The 19,844-nt window shown below is 54.5% G+C and carries 15 protein-coding genes and 2 tRNA genes; 6 read left to right on the forward strand and 11 right to left on the reverse strand.

Annotated features, from left to right (window positions below; translation table 11 throughout):
- Positions 1-16: 16 nt before the first annotated feature.
- Positions 17-1,072, reverse strand: coding sequence for a glycosyltransferase family 2 protein (locus HCR00_RS03210; protein ID WP_167142693.1), 1,056 nt, complete (start codon positions 1,070-1,072; stop codon positions 17-19).
- Between the two features lie 202 nt (positions 1,073-1,274).
- Here HCR00_RS03210 and HCR00_RS03215 point away from each other — a divergent pair, with 202 nt between their 5' ends.
- Positions 1,275-2,180: a glycosyltransferase family 2 protein gene (locus tag HCR00_RS03215; protein WP_167142696.1), complete on the forward strand. Its 906-nt coding sequence runs from the start codon at positions 1,275-1,277 to the stop codon at positions 2,178-2,180.
- 37 nt (positions 2,181-2,217) lie between these two features.
- Here the strand turns inward: HCR00_RS03215 and HCR00_RS03220 are convergent, their stop codons facing one another.
- From HCR00_RS03220 to HCR00_RS03250, 7 genes are all read right to left on the reverse strand, one after another.
- Positions 2,218-3,093: a glycosyltransferase family 2 protein gene (locus tag HCR00_RS03220; protein WP_167142699.1), complete on the reverse strand. Its 876-nt coding sequence runs from the start codon at positions 3,091-3,093 to the stop codon at positions 2,218-2,220.
- A 180-nt stretch (positions 3,094-3,273) separates the two neighbouring features.
- A tRNA-Glu gene (locus HCR00_RS03225) sits at positions 3,274-3,346 on the reverse strand.
- A gap of 369 nt (positions 3,347-3,715) precedes the next feature.
- A tRNA-Gln gene (locus tag HCR00_RS03230) sits at positions 3,716-3,790 on the reverse strand.
- 102 nt (positions 3,791-3,892) lie between these two features.
- On the reverse strand, positions 3,893-4,858 hold the full coding sequence (locus HCR00_RS03235; protein ID WP_167142702.1) for a Ppx/GppA family phosphatase: 966 nt from the start codon (positions 4,856-4,858) through the stop codon (positions 3,893-3,895).
- An 11-nt stretch (positions 4,859-4,869) separates the two neighbouring features.
- Positions 4,870-7,506 (reverse strand): DEAD/DEAH box helicase, encoded by a 2,637-nt coding sequence (locus HCR00_RS03240; protein ID WP_167142705.1) that lies wholly within the window; start codon positions 7,504-7,506, stop codon positions 4,870-4,872.
- Between the two features lie 67 nt (positions 7,507-7,573).
- Complete coding sequence (locus HCR00_RS03245; RefSeq protein WP_167142707.1) at positions 7,574-8,161, reverse strand: isochorismatase family protein; 588 nt, start codon at positions 8,159-8,161, stop codon at positions 7,574-7,576.
- Positions 8,158-8,631 carry an Lrp/AsnC family transcriptional regulator gene (locus HCR00_RS03250; RefSeq protein ID WP_167142710.1) on the reverse strand — a complete coding sequence of 158 codons (474 nt, stop codon included), beginning with the start codon at positions 8,629-8,631 and terminating at the stop codon, positions 8,158-8,160. Before HCR00_RS03250 ends, HCR00_RS03245 begins: the two co-directional genes overlap by 4 nt.
- A gap of 213 nt (positions 8,632-8,844) precedes the next feature.
- Here HCR00_RS03250 and ald point away from each other — a divergent pair, with 213 nt between their 5' ends.
- Positions 8,845-9,966: an alanine dehydrogenase gene (gene ald, locus HCR00_RS03255; protein WP_167142983.1), complete on the forward strand. Its 1,122-nt coding sequence runs from the start codon at positions 8,845-8,847 to the stop codon at positions 9,964-9,966.
- A 74-nt stretch (positions 9,967-10,040) separates the two neighbouring features.
- A complete protein-coding gene (locus HCR00_RS03260) occupies positions 10,041-10,526 on the forward strand; it encodes a hypothetical protein (RefSeq protein ID WP_167142713.1) in 486 nt (161 codons plus the stop codon).
- 16 nt (positions 10,527-10,542) lie between these two features.
- Here the strand turns inward: HCR00_RS03260 and HCR00_RS03265 are convergent, their stop codons facing one another.
- Positions 10,543-14,226, reverse strand: a complete 3,684-nt coding sequence (locus HCR00_RS03265) for a bifunctional RecB family nuclease/DEAD/DEAH box helicase (protein ID WP_167142716.1) — start codon at positions 14,224-14,226, stop codon at positions 10,543-10,545.
- A 120-nt stretch (positions 14,227-14,346) separates the two neighbouring features.
- On the opposite strand from HCR00_RS03265, the gene HCR00_RS03270 reads away from it, so the two are divergent.
- Together HCR00_RS03270 and HCR00_RS03275 are read left to right on the forward strand one after the other, a co-directional pair.
- Positions 14,347-14,586 (forward strand): hypothetical protein, encoded by a 240-nt coding sequence (locus HCR00_RS03270; protein ID WP_166987405.1) that lies wholly within the window; start codon positions 14,347-14,349, stop codon positions 14,584-14,586.
- A gap of 121 nt (positions 14,587-14,707) precedes the next feature.
- On the forward strand, positions 14,708-15,544 hold the full coding sequence (locus HCR00_RS03275) for an enoyl-CoA hydratase/isomerase family protein (protein ID WP_167142719.1): 837 nt from the start codon (positions 14,708-14,710) through the stop codon (positions 15,542-15,544).
- A gap of 219 nt (positions 15,545-15,763) precedes the next feature.
- Here HCR00_RS03275 and HCR00_RS03280 read toward each other — a convergent pair whose 3' ends face one another.
- On the reverse strand, positions 15,764-17,287 hold the full coding sequence (locus HCR00_RS03280; protein ID WP_243854519.1) for an aminotransferase class I/II-fold pyridoxal phosphate-dependent enzyme: 1,524 nt from the start codon (positions 17,285-17,287) through the stop codon (positions 15,764-15,766).
- A gap of 102 nt (positions 17,288-17,389) precedes the next feature.
- Between HCR00_RS03280 and HCR00_RS03285 the strand changes: the two genes are divergently transcribed.
- Complete coding sequence (locus HCR00_RS03285) at positions 17,390-18,343, forward strand: LysR family transcriptional regulator (protein ID WP_167142722.1); 954 nt, start codon at positions 17,390-17,392, stop codon at positions 18,341-18,343.
- Here HCR00_RS03285 and HCR00_RS03290 read toward each other — a convergent pair.
- The gene (locus tag HCR00_RS03290; RefSeq protein WP_167142725.1) at positions 18,340-19,833 is read right to left on the reverse strand and encodes an MDR family MFS transporter; all 1,494 of its coding nucleotides are present in this window, start codon (positions 19,831-19,833) and stop codon (positions 18,340-18,342) included. The two genes, HCR00_RS03285 and HCR00_RS03290, sit on opposite strands and share 4 nt — an antisense overlap.
- Positions 19,834-19,844: the final 11 nt, after the last annotated feature.

Consider the following 19,844-nt stretch of genomic DNA (forward strand, 5'->3'; position numbering starts at 1 on the left):
CAGGCGCTTTACGCTGCTAGCTGCGAGGCTTTTTCTTGCTTTCCTTTCTCGCAGCAGCACCGCTTATCCGCATCATCGTCTGCACCGGGCGCGGGATAGTGCGCAGATTCTCACTAAGACTCTGCACATGCTGTGAGAGATCCGCTATCTGCTGGGACAGCTCCGATATCGTGTCACGATACTCGTTAACCTTGCTGATTTCTTCAGCCAGCGACTGGGTTTGCTGCTTAAGATCGGCTATTTCTCTTTCCTGCTGATCGAGCTTAACCGAGAGGCGTTCATGTAAACCGCTCAGGTGCAGCACCAGGCCCAAACCGTGCTCGTCAATATACTCACGCAGATGCGTGTCGCGTATCTGCGCATCGAGTTCTTTATGCAGCTGCGCTAGAGAGGTGATTGAATTGCCCGTGTCGGCGCTTAAATCATTGGGGCGCTGATGCCAGAAAGCAAGCGGCTTCCCGTCGATGAAGCCAAACGGACCCTGCAGCGCAAGATTGAGGTTTAACAACCAATCTTCAACTACAGGAAACTCTCCTTCCGGCATCGCTGCACGGGCGGCAGCTGTGCGATAGAGGGTTGCAATTGGAACTGTTTTATTGGATCGCAAGAAATTGCCGAGCGACAGGGAACTGTCATGCGGCTGGTAGATCCACCGAAATAATTCGGTGAAATCGTCGCCGTGCTGCTCTTCAGCAATCACTTCAAGCCGCACAGCAACAGCATTATGGTTAGGGTGCGTGTGCAGGAATGCTACGGTTTGCTGCAGGAAGTCAGGATCCCACGTGTCATCGTCATCGTGGATAGCGCAAAAAGTGCCGGCAGCCTCGTTAACACCCTGCCGCCACGCGCCATCTCGGCCGAGGGATTCGGGGTTTGTTATGAGACGAGTTTTTTCAGCGAGGGCACTCTTTTCTGCCAAGAGTTTCGCTATCGGCTCTTCTTCGCCGCCGTCATTAATGATGAGCAATTCGTAGTCGGTGAATACTTGGGAATCGATTGATGCAAGTGCTCGCCGTAAAAATAGGTTGCGGTTTTTGGTGCGAAGAATTATTGATACTTGCGGAAAACTCATAGTTTCCTCTCGCTTGGCACGGCCTTAGTCGAGCTCTAATTGTAATGACTCAAAGACTGTTAAAGCTGTGTTGCAACCGACAATAGGTGAATTTTATCCGCGAACATAAGCATGGCAACCGTCTCAGGTGGAAGTATTTAGATAGTATAAACTCGCCACATTTTCATAGCTCGACGAATGAAATGAAGGTTGAGGATAGGCATTGAAGGAATTACAGGTTGCAGCCGTAGTAGTAACCTACAACCGCTCTGAACTCTTACAAAAAACTCTAGCGGCGCTTGAAGCGCAAACCTCTGCGCCAGCAGCAATCATTGTGGTCGATAACGCCTCAACCGATGACACCCCACAGATGCTGGCTGCCCGCGATAACTCACCAAGTCTGCAGGTGCATCGCTTACCGGAAAACACCGGTGGCGCTGGCGGCTTTAATGCCGGCATGAAAATCGCTTACGAACAGGGTTATGACGCTTTCTGGGTGATGGACGACGACACAGTGCCGCGCCCCGAAGCGCTTGAAAAACTGGTTACCACTCTGCAGGACGCCGCTGAATTTCGAGGCGGCGCGATGCCCTCATACGCGGCCTCAATGGTGCTGTGGACAGATGGCTCTGCATGTGAAATGAATATCCCAACTCCAACGTGGGATTGGGTTAGACCTGTGCCGTACCAGAAAAACTGGATTGACCTTGACTGTTCCTCGTTTGTTTCCTGCCTGGTGACCCGTGAAGCGGTTGCGCAGTGCGGTTTCCCCTACAAGGAATACTTCATCTGGTTCGACGATGCTGAATACACCTACCGCCTATCAAAGTGGCGCCCGGGCATTCTAGTTACTGACTCCTATGTCGATCACCTCACCCCAGAAAATAAAGGCGTCTTTTGGTCAGAGGTCACCGAAGCAAACTTTTGGAAGTATTCACGCGGGGCGCGCAACCAGGTCTCAGCCGGAATGTCTCTACGCAAGCCGCGGATCCTGGTCGATCTTTTTGCCGGCCTGTATCGGCAACTGCGCGGTGCACCCGTCAGCCGCAAGCTAAAACTGAAACTGACAAAAGCCGCTTTTGAGGGCTTCTTCCAACGCCCTCGCATTGAATACCCTGCTCAAAAGTAGCGGCGGCCTGCGCGCACCGCGCAAGTGCCGGGGCGTATTACTTCCTGTGCCGCAGGAAGTTGCGCACCCGGTTCTTTGCCCATGAAAAGAAGGTTTCACGGCGGTTTGCAAAGTGGTGAAACATTGCTGCCTGCCACAGCAGTGCGCCCGGGCCGTGCCTCTCCACAAACTCGCGCAGGTACTCGTCGCGGACCTTCAGATCAAAGTAGGCATGTTTGTCAGCGCCTGCGAAAATTGAGTTGCCGAGTGCGCCTTTTTGGGCGCGACGCTGATGCCAGTATGCAAGCGGCTCACCCTCAATAAATTCGACGTGATACTTTGCTGCTAGACGGATATGGAATTCCCAGTCGCCGACAACCGGCAGGTCATCGCGGAAACCACCAAGGTCGTCAATAACTGCGCGTGGATACATACAAGAAATAGGAACAGCAATATTAGATTCCATCAGTCTTGATAGAGAGAACTGGGTAATCCACGGCCACGCAATTTCTCTGCTGAGTTCAAACACGCGGTTGCCGTCGATTTTTTCATAAATGATCTGTGTGCGCACCGCAACGCCACCTGCGGTTGGATTTTCCTCTAAATAGTTCACACATGTTTCGAGGAAGGACGGATGCCACGTATCATCATCGTCGTGAATACAAATGTATTTGCCGTTAGATTGGGAAATCGCAAGGTTTGAGGCGGCTTCCATGCCTAAAGATTGCGGGTTGTGGAAGACGCGCGCACGCCCTTTAAGAGCCGCTGCGTGTTTTTCGAGCAGTGCGTCGACGGGCTCCGGTGCGCCGCCATCATTGACAATAATTAATTCAAAATTTTCGTATCGCTGTTTTGCACAGTCAGCGATTGCTCTGGTTAGCAGTACGGCACGATCCTTTGTGCGCATTACGATACTGACAAGAGGGCGGCTCATAATTATTCTCCAAATTACTGAAGTTTTACGACTAGCTAAATTAGCATCTCATGAATTTACACGGATGCTAAGCAGCAACAACGCTGCACGCTGATATCAATATATGCTGCGCTGCTCCGTTTTATGGATAGAAACGTGGAGATATAAAAAAGCTCTCACCTATAAAGATGAGAGCTTTTGTGACCCCAGCGGGATTCGAACCCGCGTTACCGCCGTGAGAGGGCGGCGTACTAGGCCGCTATACGATGGGGCCGCTGTGTTGCGAACACAACTAGATAATTATTACACGCTAAACCCGAGCGCGCAACTTCGGCGTGTTTCGCATCACCGCCGATCCGCAAGCAGTGAAGTTAAGCCCTAACACACTGGCAGCGCGCCGCATCCGGCACTCCGGCAAGCGCCTCTTCGATATGCAGGCCGCAACCCTCCCAGGTAGTTTTATGACACTGCGCACACTCAACAGCCACACACATACTTACCTCCCACAAATAAAACTATTTTCTAGGCAAGTCTATTCTGCCGCACATTAAGCTGCGCTCAGCCGCTTTTACCCGTTAAATAGCGGTAGCAGTGGCAAGAAACAAGGCAATAATTGCTTCTGGCGCGCTAGAGCGAATTAATCTGGCTGGGATACCTGGACTCGAACCAAGAACAACTGAACCAGAATCAGCCGTGTTGCCAATTACACCATATCCCAATAGTTTGCAGCTACTGCTGCGCATCACCCAAGCGGGCAACGAATAATAACCTTAGCGCAGATGTGTGAATTTTTCAAATTATCCGCTGTCTTGCGTTTCGGCTAAGACTGGTCATCAAGCGTCAGCGGGTCTGCTCCCCTGCCGTCGAGTTGATCGATATAGCGCAGCACGATCCCCTCACGCAGCGCCCACGGCGACACTGTTAGTGATTGCACACCAAAAACTTTCATCGCTGTGCGCAGCAGCACTGTGCCTGCCATTAGCTGATATCCACGCTCTGGGGTTACTCCCGGCAGATACTCGCGCACATTTGACGGCATCTCCCGCAGAAACGGCTCCCACTCTTTCAAATCTTGATAGTTAATCGGGGCTTTTTCACCGGTAATAGGGTTGTCGGTGCCACCAACAAGACGACCGAGAGAGCGAATAGTTTTCGAGGTGCCAACCACGCGCTGCGGTGTCGGCCGATCTGCGAAAAGTTCATCACGCACGCGGGTAAACTCGCTTCGCGCGTGTTTGCGCAGCGCTGATACCGCAGGGTGCCCCGGCGGATCGTCCGGAATAAACTGCACGGTCGCGCGCCCCGCCCCCAGCGGCAGCGAAACCTGCACATCAGGATACTCATCAGAGCCCTGCGCTATCTCGAACGAGCCGCCACCAATATCGAACAGCAGAATTTCACCCGCCGACCAACCAAACCAGCGGCGCACTGCAAGCATCGTGATCCGCGCCTCATCTTCGCCCGACAGCACCTGCGGGTTAACACCTGTTTGCGCATGCACCATAGCGAGCACCTCAGCGCCGTTAGTCGCTTCACGAATCGCGCTCGTGGCTGTCACAATCAGGTCATCAACGCCGATCTCATGCGCTTTTTTCACCGCGTCCCCAATAGCGGTCACAATTTTCGTCACGCCCTCAGCGGTGATTGCCCCGCTGCTGTCAATGTAGCGCATTAAGCGCAGCAGCGAACGCTCTGATTCATAGGGCACCGGGCTCGCACCCGGGTGCGCATCAACAACCAATAGGTGCACAGTGTTCGACCCGACGTCGATAACTCCTAAACGCATAACCAAAAATTTTACCGGGTGGCAAACGAAAGCACGGTGAGAGCCGGCTCTCCAATTTCGTCCGTCTGCTTTAGGTCGAGCTCTGCAGTTATCACCCAGTCGTAATTGCCTGCGGGGTCAGCGATCACCTGCTCAACACGCCAAGTCTCTTTTTGCTTCTGCACATTAAAGAAGCGACTGGCGCGAGCTGCGGCGTCGATCGGAATCTCATCATGCTCGTCAAAATAGGCGTCCAACGCAGCATCCCAGTCGTGTTTTGTCATGCCGCGACGGCAGCCTAAAGCAACACCGCTGCCGCTGCTACCCATATCTGGTGGTGTGCTGGCCGCAACCAGCGCCGCAACGTCGTCAAACTCTGCCCACATCACCAGGCGGAACATATAGTTGCGCACCATTATCGTAAGCGCTTTCTCGTTGGCGCTAAGTTTGTCGCTGCGCGGCGGCGCTTCCAACTCTCCCGCCTCTCCAGCTGCATCGCCCACCGCTGCCAGAGTTGGGTTCCAGTCGCCACTGTCAGTAGCAGCGGCAATTTCTGCAAGCTGCTGCCACTCTTCCAAAAGACTTGAATCCGTCTGCCTAACAAGCTCACCCAACCAGGTGATGATGTCATCTAGATACGGTGTGCGTTTTTCTTCCGGCACCCCAGCTCGCAGCATCCGATACGCATCACTCAAATAACGTAACAGCACGCCCTCGCTGCGTTTCAAACCGTAGTGCGCAACAAACTCCTTAAAGCCAAACGCATTCTCGACCATGTCGCGCACAATGCTTTTGGGTGTTGGCTGCTGCCCGTGGGCGCTTGGCGTTTTAGCCCGATACTCGGCAAAAGCCGCCTCGATCAACTCTCTTAACGGCTGCGGGTGAGTCACCTCTGCAAGGATCGCCATGCGCTCCTCATACTCGATCCCATCAGCCTTTAATTCTGCAACAACACGACTTTTTTCTTTTTTCTCTTGTGCGATAAGGATCTGCCGCGGTGGTTCAAGCACCGCTTCAAAGAGCGAGAGCAGGTCGAGCGTGTAGCCGGAGGATTCAGCGTCTAGGAGTTCTGTTGCAGCGATTGCAAACAGTGCCAGCGGCTGATTGAATGCGCGCGCACCCTCACCGCTCACCGTGAGGCTGAGCATCCGCTCACCAGTGTCAGATTCGGTGACCCGCACAACCCCAGCGTTTTTGAGCGCCCGATACAGTTTCAAAGCCTGCAGGGTGAGCTTACGTTTAGACTCTGCGGTTTCGTGTGAATCCTGTATCAGCTCGCGCACCACCGCAAAAAGCTCACCCTCACGCTTCTCACCACGGCTCAGGATCGCAACCAGCATCGCACCTGTGATCTGCATGCGGCTAACAAGCGGCTCTGGTTCTGCGGCGACCAGCTTCTCGAAGGTCGCTTCACTCCAGGTCACACCCGCCTTAGCAGCCACCTTTTTGCCGGGTTTCGCCTTCTTTCCAGCATTTTTAGCGGCCGCGGCTTTCGCCTCTATTGCGGCGTTGAGGATCGCGTGTTCCGGCGCAAGCACAACAACGTCGCCCGCCCGGTCAAACCCCGCACGGCCTGCACGACCGGCAATTTGATGAAACTCACGCGCGCTCAAACGGCGCTCTTTAACACCGTCAAATTTCACGAGCGAGGTGAGCAGCACCGTGCGAATAGGCACGTTAATGCCGACCCCGAGAGTGTCTGTGCCGCAGATCACCTTTAAAAGCCCTGCCTGCGCCAGCTGCTCTACCAGGCGCCGGTATTTCGGCAGCAGCCCCGCATGGTGCACAGCAATTCCGGCGCGCAACAGTTTGTTAAGCGTTTGGCCGTAGCCGGCTGAAAATCTAAAGTCTGTAAGGTGCTGTGCAATAGCCGTCTTCTCATCTTTTGTTAACAGGCTGACGCTGGTGAGTGCCTGCGCCTGCTCTGTTGCTGCAGCCTGCGAAAAATGCACCACATAAACCGGGGCAAGCCCACCCGATACTAGCTCGCTAATTTCTTCGTGCACCGGTTTGAGACTGTAGCGATAGCTCAAAGGCACAGGACGCTCAACTCCCGTAATCACCTCTGTTGTGCGGCCGGTGTTTTCGTCAAGAGTTTTTACAACCTCTGACACATCACCGAGTGTGGCGCTCATCAAAATAAACTGCACACCGTTTGCTAGCAGCAGCGGCACCTGCCAGGCCCAGCCGCGCTCACGATCTGCGTAATAGTGAAACTCATCCATGACGACCTGTGTGATGCCGCGACAGTCAGGGTCGCTCAAGGCATACTGCGCGACAATCTCGGCGGTTGCACACAAGATAGGGGCATCAGCATTGATGCTGAAGTCGCCGGTCACCAAACCCACATTCTCAGCACCGAAAACACGCACAAGCTCAAAAAATTTTTCACTCACCAAGGCTTTTATCGGGGCTGTATAGGCCGTGCGCTTCCCCTGTGTGAATGCAATGAAGTGCGCCCCGAGCGCAACGGTTGATTTGCCGGTGCCGGTGGGGGTTGCTAAAACTACGTTTGAGCCCATAGCAACCGCGGTGATCGCATCACTCTGCGCAGGGTAAAGCTCAAAACCTTTATCGTGAAACACCCAATCAACAAAGGTGTCAAACACCACGAACGGGTCTGCTGAGTGCCCCAAAGCCGCCGCATGCTCCGCAAGCGTTACGTTCATTATTAAGCCCTCCCCGTTTTGCAATACCACTGACAAGTATCGCAAGGGTCTGTGACTTTCTGCTGCGCTAAACCACCTCAGCGCCCATTGCGCGCAGTTCGTCCAAGGCTTTAGCGCTCGTTTCAGCGGCCACTCCGGCAACAAAATCTTTCAGAACACGCACCCTAAACCCCGCCCAATAGGCGTCTTCAGACGACTGTAGAACACAGTAATCGGTTGCGATCCCAACGACATCAAGGTGTTTCACACCCGCTTCTTTGAGGATCTCCTCAAGCTTCAGGCCGTCAGCAGAGCTGCCTTCAAATGCTGAATAAGCCGGCTCCCCCTGCCCTTTAAATATTTCAACATCAAACTCTGCGTCTTGCAGCGCACTGTGATATTCAGCACCAAAGCTGCCCGCAACGCAGTGCACCGGCCAGGTGTTGACAAAATCTGGCTCCGCATCAAGCGCGAAGTGCCCACCATTATCACCGCTCGCATTGTGCCAGTCACGCGAGGCGACAACCATGTCATAGCCGTGCTCGCCCTGCAGCAGCTCTGAAACCCGCGTTGCAACCGCGGTGCCGCCTGTCACACCGAGCGCGCCACCCTCAACAAAGTCATTTTGAATATCCACTACGAGCAGCGCCCGTTTAGCACTATGTCTGTCACTCATTCTGATGCTCCTTTGAATACAGCAGCCACAGGGTTTGTGTGGTGGCTAAAAACAATGCTAGTTCGTGTTGAGTCAACAGCGGAATGGGTGCTCAAGTTTTCAAGCACAAATTCACGCACATGCTCACTGTCCCGCGCGAGCATATGAATAATAAAGTCTTCTACCCCGCCGAGAAAAAACAGTTGGGTTACCTCTGGAGCAGCACGCAGCGTGTCTGCAAGCTCCGCGATCCGCTCTCTGGCCCCGGAACGAACGGTAACACTGATTAGCACCTGGAGCGTCAGGTCGAAAGCTTTTGGATCAACCTGCGTCGTAAATTCGGTAATGACACCGCGCGACACAAGCGCACGCACCCTGCTGACACAGGTTGAAGCAGCGATCCCGGCACGATCGGCAAGCTCAGCGTTCGTGATGCGGCTATTACGCTGCAGCTCTTTAATGATTTTGAGGTCTACCGCATCTAACTGCATAACCCTCGCATAATATTCGAAGCCGCCATAAAAACCTCACTGTTAGCGAATTAAACTAGCCTCAAGCCCAGTATATAGCGAATTTTCTGCGGATATTTGTCTAATTACACGAAGATAATGCAAAATTAAACTATGTTGGATTCGCTCCAACTGCTATCGGATCTCTCTCCCGGTGATCCGCAAAATTCACTGACTAAAAATTGGAGCATGAAAATGCGCGTTGGTATTCCAACCGAGATTAAGAACAACGAGAACCGCGTCGCCATCACCGAGGCTGGGGTCATGGAGCTCAAGCGTCACGGCCACGAGGTGCTGATTCAGGCTGGTGCCGGTGAGGGCTCGTTCATTAGCGACGAAGCATTCAAGGCTGCTGGCGCAACCATTATCGACACTGCCGATGAGGTCTGGGAACAGGCTGACATGGTGCTCAAGGTGAAGGAACCAATCGAGTCTGAATACAGCAAAATGCGCAAGGGTCAGGTGCTCTTCACCTACCTGCACCTCGCAGCTTCTGAGGCTTGCACCAAAGCCGTAGTTGACAGCGGCACCACCGCGATCGCATACGAGACCGTGCAGCTCGACAACCGCTCACTGCCACTGCTCGCACCAATGTCTGAAGTTGCTGGCCGTCTGTCAGCGCAGATTGGCGCTTTCTTCCTGATGAAGGCAGAGGGTGGCCGCGGCGTGCTGCTCGGTGGTGTAACCGCTACCCGTAAAGCAAAGACTGTTGTTATCGGCGGTGGCGCAGCTGGTGAGCAGGCAGCACGCGTTGCTTACGGCATGGGCTCAGACGTCACCATGATCGACATCAACATTCCACGTTTGAAGCAGCTCGAAGACATCTACAACGGTGGCATCCAGACCCGCGTATCAAACCGCTTCAACATCACCGAGGCGCTCAAGGATGCGGATCTGGTTATCGGTTCTGTGCTGATCCCGGGTGAGAAGGCTCCAAAGCTTGTCACCGACGATATGGTTGCGCAGATGAAGCCTGGTTCAGTGCTGGTTGATATCGCAATCGACCAGGGTGGCTGCTTTGAAAACTCACGCCCAACCACACACGACGACCCAACCTTCAAGGTTCACAACTCGCTCTACTACTGCGTAGCAAACATGCCGGGTGCTGTGCCAGAGACGTCAACCAACGCTCTAACCAACGCAACCCTGCCATATGTTGTTGCTCTCGCTAATAAGGGCTGGAAGCAGGCGCTGCGCGACGATGCAGCGCTCGCTAAGGGTCTGAACGCACACGAGGGTGTAATCACCAACCACGGTGTTGCAGAGGCTTTCCCAGAGCTTAAGAGCAGCACTGTAGAAGAGGTCTTGGCAGCATAAGCTTATAGTCCAAGAGTTTGAAGCGCCGTTTCCCCTTTCGGAGGCGGCGCTTCTGTTATTATGCTAGTGCTGTTATGGATTTGAAATTCACTTTCACCCAAAAACCCGGCACAGCAGATCAGGGGTTGAAAAAGACCGCGGGTCACACCGCAAACACTCGACTCGGATTACCCGGCTCTGAAAGACAGCTCCCCTTCAACGTTAACGCTGGCGGGGCGAGCAGTGAGCTTATTGTGCGCATCACTCGCAATGAGAGTGCGATGTTGGGTGTCGCAGTGTCTGGTGACGGTGTTGAATACGCGCGGCAGAGCGTCGACCTGCGTGATGCGCATTACCAGCACGGCGCTCTGGTTGATCCAAAACCAATTCGTTCTGCTCTGTCACGCGTAGTGGCAGAGTTGGGCGATAAACTGCTCACCGCCGTGCAGCTTGTTGAAGTGCCTGCGGAGGCCAGCCCCTCCCTGCTTGAAGCTGAACTAGTAACCTCAGACAGCACCATCAGCGCCACCGGCCAGCTGCGCACTGGGCTGCCCGAGGGCACACCGGTGAAGTTAATTTAATTAACCTGGCTCGAGCTCAGCTAACCCGGCTGGCGCGGCTGAGCAACCGCTGGTATGAGGCTTGCAGCATTAGCTGCTCGGCATCTGTCGGCACTGCGTATTCCAGCTGTGGGGAAGCAACTATGTGCGCAGACCACTTTGCGCGACTGATCGCCACGTTTAGGCGATTCTTTGACAGTAGGAACTCGATCCCCCGATCAACATCCTTGGGGGAAGATGCAGCCAGGCTGACAATAGCCATTAGCGCTTCCTGACCTTGAAACTTATCGACTGTGCCAACGGCCACGCCGTTAAACCCTGCACGCTGTAAAGCACCGGAGATAAGCGCCACTTGCCGATTGTAGGGGGCGACAACAATGATATCTTCCTGCGTTAGGGGCTCGGCGGTTGCAGTGTTTGCAGCAGAGGCAGCAGCACGCACCACTTTTGCCCGTAACATTTCACGCACAAGCCCCACCACCCGTTCTGCTTCATGCGGGTTGTGTGTTGTGCAAAGCTGTGACTCAACAGGATGAAAATATAGACCCTGCGCAAAGCTGCCAACAACCCCAGGGCGTTTCGCACCCGGTGCTGACTGCAGTTTGCCGCCGTAGTAAAGATCTGAGACGATACTGCACAGAGCCGGGTTCATGCGCCAGGAGTGCTCTAACAGGTATCCGCGCGACTGCGAGATCACAGGTGCGTCACCGACCAACCAGCCCAGCACGGAAGCATCGACCGGCGCTGGATGCACACCGCCACTAACCTGCGGCAGCTGTTGGGGGTCACCAACCGCAAGCAAGTTTTTGGCCGCGTACAAAGACGCTAGCGTGTCTACGATACTGAACTGCCCAGCCTCATCAACAACCAACAGGTCAAAGCTCTTCTTTTCTAAAACGCTGGAGCCCATATTCCAACTTGTGCCACCAAAAACAAACCCACCTTCTCGCGGCGCATAAAGAAGGAAATCAGCCATGCGGTTTAACCCGGTAAACAGGCGCTGCTCTTCCGACAGACTCTTTTCGCTGCTGAGAGGTTTAAGCACGCGTGCGGTCGGAACACCGGAATCGACAATTTTGTTGAGCAGTGATTCGATAACGCGGTGCGACTGTGCGGTCACAGCAATTTTGAAGCCGTGCTCATTAACCAGGCGCGCTATGACAGCCGCGGTAACGGTCGATTTTCCTGTGCCCGGCGGCCCCTGCACAGCCAAAACTGAGCTATCGAGCTGCGCCACGGATCGCACCAGCGGCTCGATGTAAGGGTTTTCTGCGCTATCCGGATTGCGCTTGATTTCAGGCAGTTGAAAGCCCGGCTCTTTAAAGCGCGGCAGTGCACGACTAACCAAAGCGTAACCCGCATCATCGGGCACAGCACCCGCCGCGATCTGCTCACCGTGCGCATTCCACCAGTCTTCTATCGCTTCACGGTGAGATTTACGCGAGAAGCTCGTAGTGGTATCAATAGCCACCGGCCAGCAGTGTGAGAGCGCAGCGAGTTGCTCTGAGTTTGCACGCTCATTCACACGCACCCAACAGCTGCCGTCTGACTCAATGGTCACAGTAGCTGCGCGCTGTTCCGCGCCAAAACTACCGAACCGTTTTCCAACGCCACTGCCCGCGGGAAAAACAGCCCTGACTCTCGCATTCAACAGCTCACCGGCTGTCCATGTTTGATCCGTCCGCATCGGATACAAAACCTGCGCCCAGCCGCTTCTCCCCGGCTCGCAAACTAAATCTGCATCCGTGCGCGATACCAGCGGAATAAACGCGCCACTCCAGTCAGCGGTGGTTGAGTTATAGAGCTGCAGGTTTTCTATAGACCTAGCTGCGTCTTCACGATCATAAAAATCGTAGCTGTTTCCGATCATCGTAAGGGTCGTGCCAATCTCGGGATCTAGCCCCTCAACTGCTGCCGCCTCTAGCAGCTGCCCACGCAGTAAATTCCGTTTTTCTCGGCGCGCGAGTTTTGCTTCATCAAGTTCAGGAACTTCGCTCTCTGTTTGCATGAAAACAGTGAGTGCTGCGGCATCAAAACCCGCGCCCGGCTGCGTTTGCGGGGTGTTTAATGTTTGATTATCGGTCGCGGCACTACCTAGAGAGTGCTGCAACCCGCCAGCAGCTGCCAAAGTATGCCGCACAAGTGTGGTCTGCAACCGCAGCCCCCGCCGCACGTGTTCGCGCACATTAGTAACCGCCAACCCGGTCTTTGCCGCCCAAGCTGCGCGCATAATAGGCAATGACTCGAGCTGCTGCACTGTGCTTGCGTTAGTCTCAGCATCAAGAGCCTCTAGAACACGGAAGGCACGCGCGTATTCCAGCAGGGTAAACTCCCTAACCGGTGCGATAACTGCGTGCTGCAACAGGGTTGTTGCAGCAATAATTTTGCCCTGCTCCAGCAGCCACAAAAGGCCCCGCTCCTGACTTGAATGGCGCGCAGCAAGCCGCACTAGCGTGTCTATTACCGCTTGCGATTCGACAAGCAAAATCTGGCGGCCTTCAGTTGCGCGCTGTATCGCTGAATAGAGTTGCGACCACAAAACTCGCTCACTTTTGCGGGTGCTTGCAAAGAACTCCTGCTCACCGGCTTCTGTTGCAAGCAGCGCCCAGCCGATAAATTCTGTTGTTGCAGTGTAGAGTTCCTTCGGATCGTCAAAATAGAAGCTATCTGCAGCAAGGGTAAGCACAGGGCTTGCAGCACCAATGCGACCAAGACGCGTCTGCAAGAGGGGATTTTGCACCTCATTCTGCCCGGTAACTGCCGCTACCGCATACCGCTGAATCACTTGCAGCTGCTTCGGCCCTTTCAAAACAAATAGCTCTTGCCAGGCTTTATCTGCTGCAGGGCGGCGAGAGCTAAAATCTGCCGCCGCGAGCTCAGCAATACTGTGAATACCGACTGCTGCCAGGCGTTCACGAAGCTTCACAGACACCGGCGCGAGCAGACCAACATCATTGCATTGCTGCAGTTCGTGCAGGCAGTATTCACAGGTCAGACAGTAGGAGATATCGGAGCTGTTGTCGGCGAACTCAAGCGGTGGCGCAGAATGTAAGTCGCTGTCTCCTCCGCCTGCAAAGTAACGCTGGGCTAACAAATCATGAAAACGTGACACTGTTGCGCCGTAGGTTAAAGCTAAATCTTCCCTAAGATAAACAGACTCGTCTCGATTGCCGTGCATGATGCGCACTGTCGGTGCCGTTGCAACACCGCTCTTTTCGAGCTGCTCAGCATATGCGAGCATCTGAAAGACAGCCGCAACCTTCGATTTTGTCGTGAGTTTGGTATCTTGCACTTCCCACCCTGCTGGGGTTTTGATCAGGAAGTCTGCAAGACCGCGAAAAACAAACTGCAGACCGTCTGCACGCGGTGGCTCTGCGGCATAAAACACAGCCTGATAAACAACTTGAGCGTCGCCCGCAAGCACCTGCCGCGTTTGTGCTACTGCGCCCTCCCAATCTGCCTCACCTGCGTTTGCGCCGTCTATGCTCGCGCGCATATCAACCACAGCGTCACCGTAGTGCGCTTGATAATTCTTTAAGACCGCCTCTTCATGCTTCTCACCCAGCTTGGCAGCAAGCTGGGCAATCGGGTTAGCGGCAGCTGCAGGCGCCGTTAGTCTGCCGAGCAGGGCGTCAAACCGTCTGAGCGTCGCAAATTCACAACTGAGAAATTGAGACAGGTCAGACGGGGTGATAACAATCTGGGTGCCGTTAATCTGCATAGCCTCAGAATAGAATACGGGTCTATCGTTTTATAACTGCGCTAACCACCTAAGCACCGGTAAACTGGACTTATTCCAGTTACCTGCTCTGATTTTTCATGGCGCTTAAAAGGAGACTCAATGTCAATTAAAACCTCTGTTAAAACCGCTGTTACCGCCATTTTCACGGCAGTTATATCGTTCTTTATCGCTGTTCCCGCACACGCGTCTGGGGGCGGCGACCTTGACACTTTGGCACCGTTTAACCGCGCAGGTGAGGGTCACAACTATGTCGCGATAATCATTGTTGCGGTTGTGCTGCTGGCAATTGTGTTGGGTCTTTCAACCGCTGTCAGCAACCTCTTTAAAAAGAGCAACTAACTGTTTCTAAGGGGCGCTGCGCATCTGCCGCGGCGCCCCTTGTCATGTCTACAGTCAGTTGCAAGGGGCGCGCAGCTACTAGGGTAGGAATAAAACATAATTTGAGCGCGAAGGAGCGGCAGTGTCGGCAGCAGATTTTTTAAAGAATGCAAAATTTGAAACCCTAAAAACGGCAGTAGATGAGTTGGGGATCGCAACCATCGAAATAAACCGCCCGCAGGCTCTCAATGCACTGTCTGCGCTGGTGGTGAGTGATCTGCATGAGTTGCTCACTGAGCTTTCATCTCGAGCGGGTCTAAACGGCGAACAAGACTGGTCGGTGCGCGGCCTGATCCTCGCGGGCGCGGGAGATAAGTCTTTTATCGCCGGCGCAGACATTGCAGAGATGCGCGATATGAACGAAATGCAGGCTCTCGCATACGCCGGCAAAGCCCAGGAAGTTACGAAACTGTTTGGTGCTTTACCGTTCCCCACGGTGGCAGCTGTTGACGGTTGGGCTCTCGGCGGTGGCTGTGAGATCGCGATGTGCTGCGATTTTATCTATGCAACCGAAAGCGCGGTATTCGGCCAGCCGGAGGTCGGGCTTGGGCTTATTCCAGGGTTTGGTGGCACTGTGCGCTTGCACCGCTTTGTTGGATCCGCAAAAGCGCGCGAGATGATCTTCACCGGAATGCGGATCACCGCCGCAGAAGCGCAAGAAGCGGGGCTTGTAACCAAGCTGTTTGCAGATCGTGACGCCCTCTTTAACGGTGTGCACGAAACTCTAAAACTCGCCACAAAGCAGTCACCTACGGCCATCGCCCGGGCAAAAGCAACTATGGCCGCAACAGAATCACAGTCGATAAGTGAGGGTCTAACGACTGAGTTGAGCAACTTTGCTGCGTGTTTTGGCACACCCGATATGGTCGAAGGCACCAGCGCGTTTGTTGCGAAGCGCAAGCCACAATACCCTGCTTAGAAAATTGCGGGCACAAGACTGCAGCAGCAGTAAAGTAACGCTGCGAACCGTCTAACACTAAACCGATTTGGAAAAACAAAGGGGGCTGCGGAATTCACACAGCCCCCTTAAATTGTCGTTGATCCTAAGCAGAAGACGCAAAGTCCCCAACAACGCCTTCACGGCTTCAACGACTCCCAGGGCGCTCCCCCAAGCAGCCCAAGGTCTTTATTCGGTTGCTTAACGTTTCACCACCCGATACTTAGAAACCACACTGTCGTGCGCGCCTCGTACGTAACCGGTTGGTGACGTTGCAACCGCTGATAGAAATTCTACTAGGTCTTTGCTAATAATTTCGCCAGGCAACACGTTAGGAATTCCTGGCGGGTATGCAGCTAGCGAGTCAGCAGAGATTCGCCCCACCGCTTCAGCGGCAGAAACAAGCTCAATTTCAGCAAAATAGGCATCGCGTGGCAGCATAACTAGCTCACTTGGCGCCGGTAGTTCAGGGAACTGTTCGCTGATGTGCGCACCGTCTCGCAAGCCGGCCGCGTGCACCACATCATCTAGCGCAGCCATAATGCGCTCCACTGACGGGCGTGCTCCCGCACCGATAACAGCGACTATCACGGTTGAGGTAGACATTTCAAAGAAAATATTGTGCTCTGTCTGCAGATAGCCGCGCACCCAGTGCCCGTCGTGTGCCAGAGCAGACACATCAATTGCGACACGCAGCGGATCGGTTGCGACAATGTCGTCAAACTCTTTGAATGTGTCATCCAAAACAGCTAGATGCGGGTGCAAGCGAATGCGGTCACGCAAATCGTTTGCAATTTCAATGCTTTTACCAATATTGGCGCGCCCATTGACCAGGGTGTGTCGTGCTATATCGAGCGACACAGAAAGAATCGCGCTCTGTGAGGTTGACGAGGTCATCGAGAAGGCGCGCTCCATGTACGGCAGTAAACGCTCTGTAAACTCGCTCTTGCCAAGGTGCAGCATCGCGCTCTGGGTGAGCGACCCGGCCAGCTTGTGGGTGCTCGAAATAACAATGTCAGCGCCCAGACGCACAGGAGACTCTGGCAGCTTCTCATGGAATCCGAAGTGCGGCCCCCAGGCCCCATCAACGATCAGCGCAGCACCGTATCGGTGTGCAACCTCAGCAATACCTGCAACATCGGCCGTTGCCCCAAAATAGCTAGGTGATACAACATAAACCGCAGCAACGGGTTCATCAGCTGCAGCGAGCTGCTCTTCAAGCGCCTGCGGGGTAACGCCGTGCGAGGCACCGTTCTTGTAGTCAACACTTGGCGAAATGAAACTCGGCTTCAATCCAGCAGCAAGCACTCCGTCAATAAAGCTAGAGTGGCTTGAACGCTGCATAATAACGTTCTTTCCAAGCCCGGCTACTGCGATAGCAGCCGTGCGGTTTGCCTGTGAAGCACCGTTGCTCAAGAACCAGGTTTTATGCGCTCCCCAAGCCGCAGCAGCAAGCCTGCGTGCCTGCATCATCGGAGATTCTGAGCCGAGATCGATGCCCTCAATCATCAACGGAATATCAAGCGCCGCAATGCGGTCGCCGAAATAGTCGGCGATAGCGTGCGCACCAGCCTCGTTGCTGCCGGAGTGCCCGGGCACCATGAGGTTGATTTTATTCTGCTCTGCGTGCTTTTTTACGGCGTCGGCATAAGGCATTTCGTCTTGCCCGGTTAGGTCAAACAACGGTGTTGGACTTGACCAGACTGCGTTCTCATTTTTAGTCATGCTCCAAGTAAAACACGCAAAAAAATCAAAACTTCACTACACTAGCTAATATTCTCTAAGATGTTCTATACACAGTATTGAACACACTATTTGAGGATCGGCGTGCAACACTCTTCTTCCTTCTCATCTCCGCCAGACCTCCGCCAGTTTGCCGCACTGGTTGCGGTCGCTGAGCAAGGCTCAATCTCTGCGGCAAGCTCCCACCTCGGCTGGAGCGACGCAACCGTCAACTACCATCTGCGCAATCTAGAATCCACCCTCGGGGCAACGCTGCTGAATCGCAGTAAGCGCGGAACCACCCCCACCCCCATCGCCAAACAGTTAATTCCGCAGGCAAAAGCGGCGCTCAACACCGCCTCTCAGGCGCTGGAAACCGTCTTAAACTCCGCAGCCGGCCGCCTACCCGAGCTGCGCTTAGGGCTGTTTCCCACCGCGGCCTCGCACCTACTGCCGCGCATTACCCGCCGCCTGCGGGGTGCCGATTTTAGCGTGCAGGCGATCCTCGCCGAAGTTTCAACCCTGGAGCACCGGTTTCGGGCCCGCGAACTGGACGCCGCGCTTATTTTTTCCACCCCCGGCAAAAATAACTGGCGCGCAGACGGTGTGACCCAAAAACTGGTTATCGCTGAGGATGTGCTGCTTGCGGTTCCCACGATCCACCGTTTTGCACGTAGATCACAAATCTCCACCGCTGAGCTGCTCGAAACAGCCGAAGACGCCTGGATTTTAGGATCCTCCGCGCCCGACCCCTTGGACGAAATGCTGCTGCAGATTTTTGCGGGCCAGCAAGCCGCGCTAAATGTGCGCATCCGCACCGACGACTACAGCGTGGCGCTCGGAATGGTGGCTGCCGGGCTCGCTGTTACAACAGTGCCCCGGCTAGCCTGCCGCAATGTGCCCAACGGCGTGCACCTTGTAGGGTTGGCAGACGCGCGCTTTAAACGCGAAATAAGCCTCCTGCTGCCGACCGAACGCACCGCGCTAAACAGTGAGCAGTTAGAGACACTGTCGCGCGCGGTATCTGCGGCCGCTAACGAACTCACAGAGCCGGTTTAGTGCGGCATCTGCGCGGTGCTGTCTCCGCTACTTTTACCGGGGATAAGGGCAACGATCGGCGCTGCCGCCGTAATCAAAATCGCTGCAACCAAATATGCCTGGTGCACACCTGCGGTATAGGCTGTGATTTCTGCGGAGCCGCTGGCAGCCAAAGCGGCTGAGGTAGCAGAAAAAATCATCACGAAAATTGCTGTGCCCGCTGCACCAGCAACCTGCTGCAGCGTTGAGACAACCGCGCTGCCGTGAGCGGTCAGGTGCGGCGGCAAAGAACCCATCAGCGTCGAGAACAGCGGCGTGAAAGTAAACGCCAAACCGAGGCTTAGAGTAACCTGCGCGAGCAAAACAAACCATGTCTGTGTCGACTCATTAAAGAGGGTGGCAAGCCACAGCGCAACAGAGTTTAAAACAACACCCGGAATCATCACCAACCGCGCCCCAAAAAGGTCTACGAGACGCCCCACCGGCTGGCCGAGCCCCGCCATTAGCAGGCTGCCCGGCAAAAGCACGAGACCAACGTGCAGGGTGTCCCAATCTAACACGTTTGCGGCATAGAGGGGCAACAGCATAAAGGTGCCAAACATAGCGGCCATCGACAGCGCCATCAGAATTGAACCAATCCAGAACGGCCGAAATTTAAACACACGCAGATCGAGCAGGGCGCGGTTGCTCTCCGCGAGTGTGCTCTGCCGCCACACAAACAGCGCAAGGCACACAAGGCCGACTGCAATAATCACAAACGCCTGGGTGTTCAGCCCACCACCGTGCGCTGCCCCCTCACCAATGGTGCTGAGCCCGTAAACCGTTAGGCCGAATCCGGGAACAGTGAGAAGCACCGACAAAAGATCTATCTTTCGATACATCTTGTATCCAACGTTGCGCAGCTTCAGATGTGCGAATATGCCCGCGCCGATCACGATCGGCAGCACCATAATAAACAGCACCCGCCAGTTAAAGAACTGGATAACCAACCCTGAAATTGTGGGGCCTAACGCTGGCGCAAGCGAAATAACCATCGAAATGCGGCCCATCACCTTGCCGCGCATATCCGTTGGCACCAGGGTCATAACTGTCGTCATCATAAGCGGCATAATGATGGCGGTGCCCACCGCCTGAATCACGCGGCCAGCAAGGAGCACTGCAAAACCCGGAGCGATCGCAGCTAACAGGGTGCCTAACGTAAAGAAACCCACCGCTGTGAAATAGAGTGTGCGGGTTTGCATGCGCTGAATTAGCGTGCCCGTGATAGGAATCACAACGCTCATCGTCAAAAGGAAACCAGCGGTCAACCACTGCCCAGTCGACGCCTCAACGTGCATCTCCGCCATCAAAACAGGCAGCGCAACATTCATCAGGGTTTCGTTGAGGATCAGCACAAAGCCGGTGACAATCAACACCCAAATAGCAAAATTGTCATCGCGCCCAAGTGTTGTTGGGCTCTGCCACTCTGCTTGCGGCTGGGCAGACTCCTGCTGCTCGTTTTCTCGACGCACTAGATCCTCCT

The sequence above is a fragment of the Canibacter zhoujuaniae genome, from assembly GCF_011752005.1.
Taxonomy (GTDB): domain Bacteria; phylum Actinomycetota; class Actinomycetes; order Actinomycetales; family Microbacteriaceae; genus Canibacter; species Canibacter zhoujuaniae.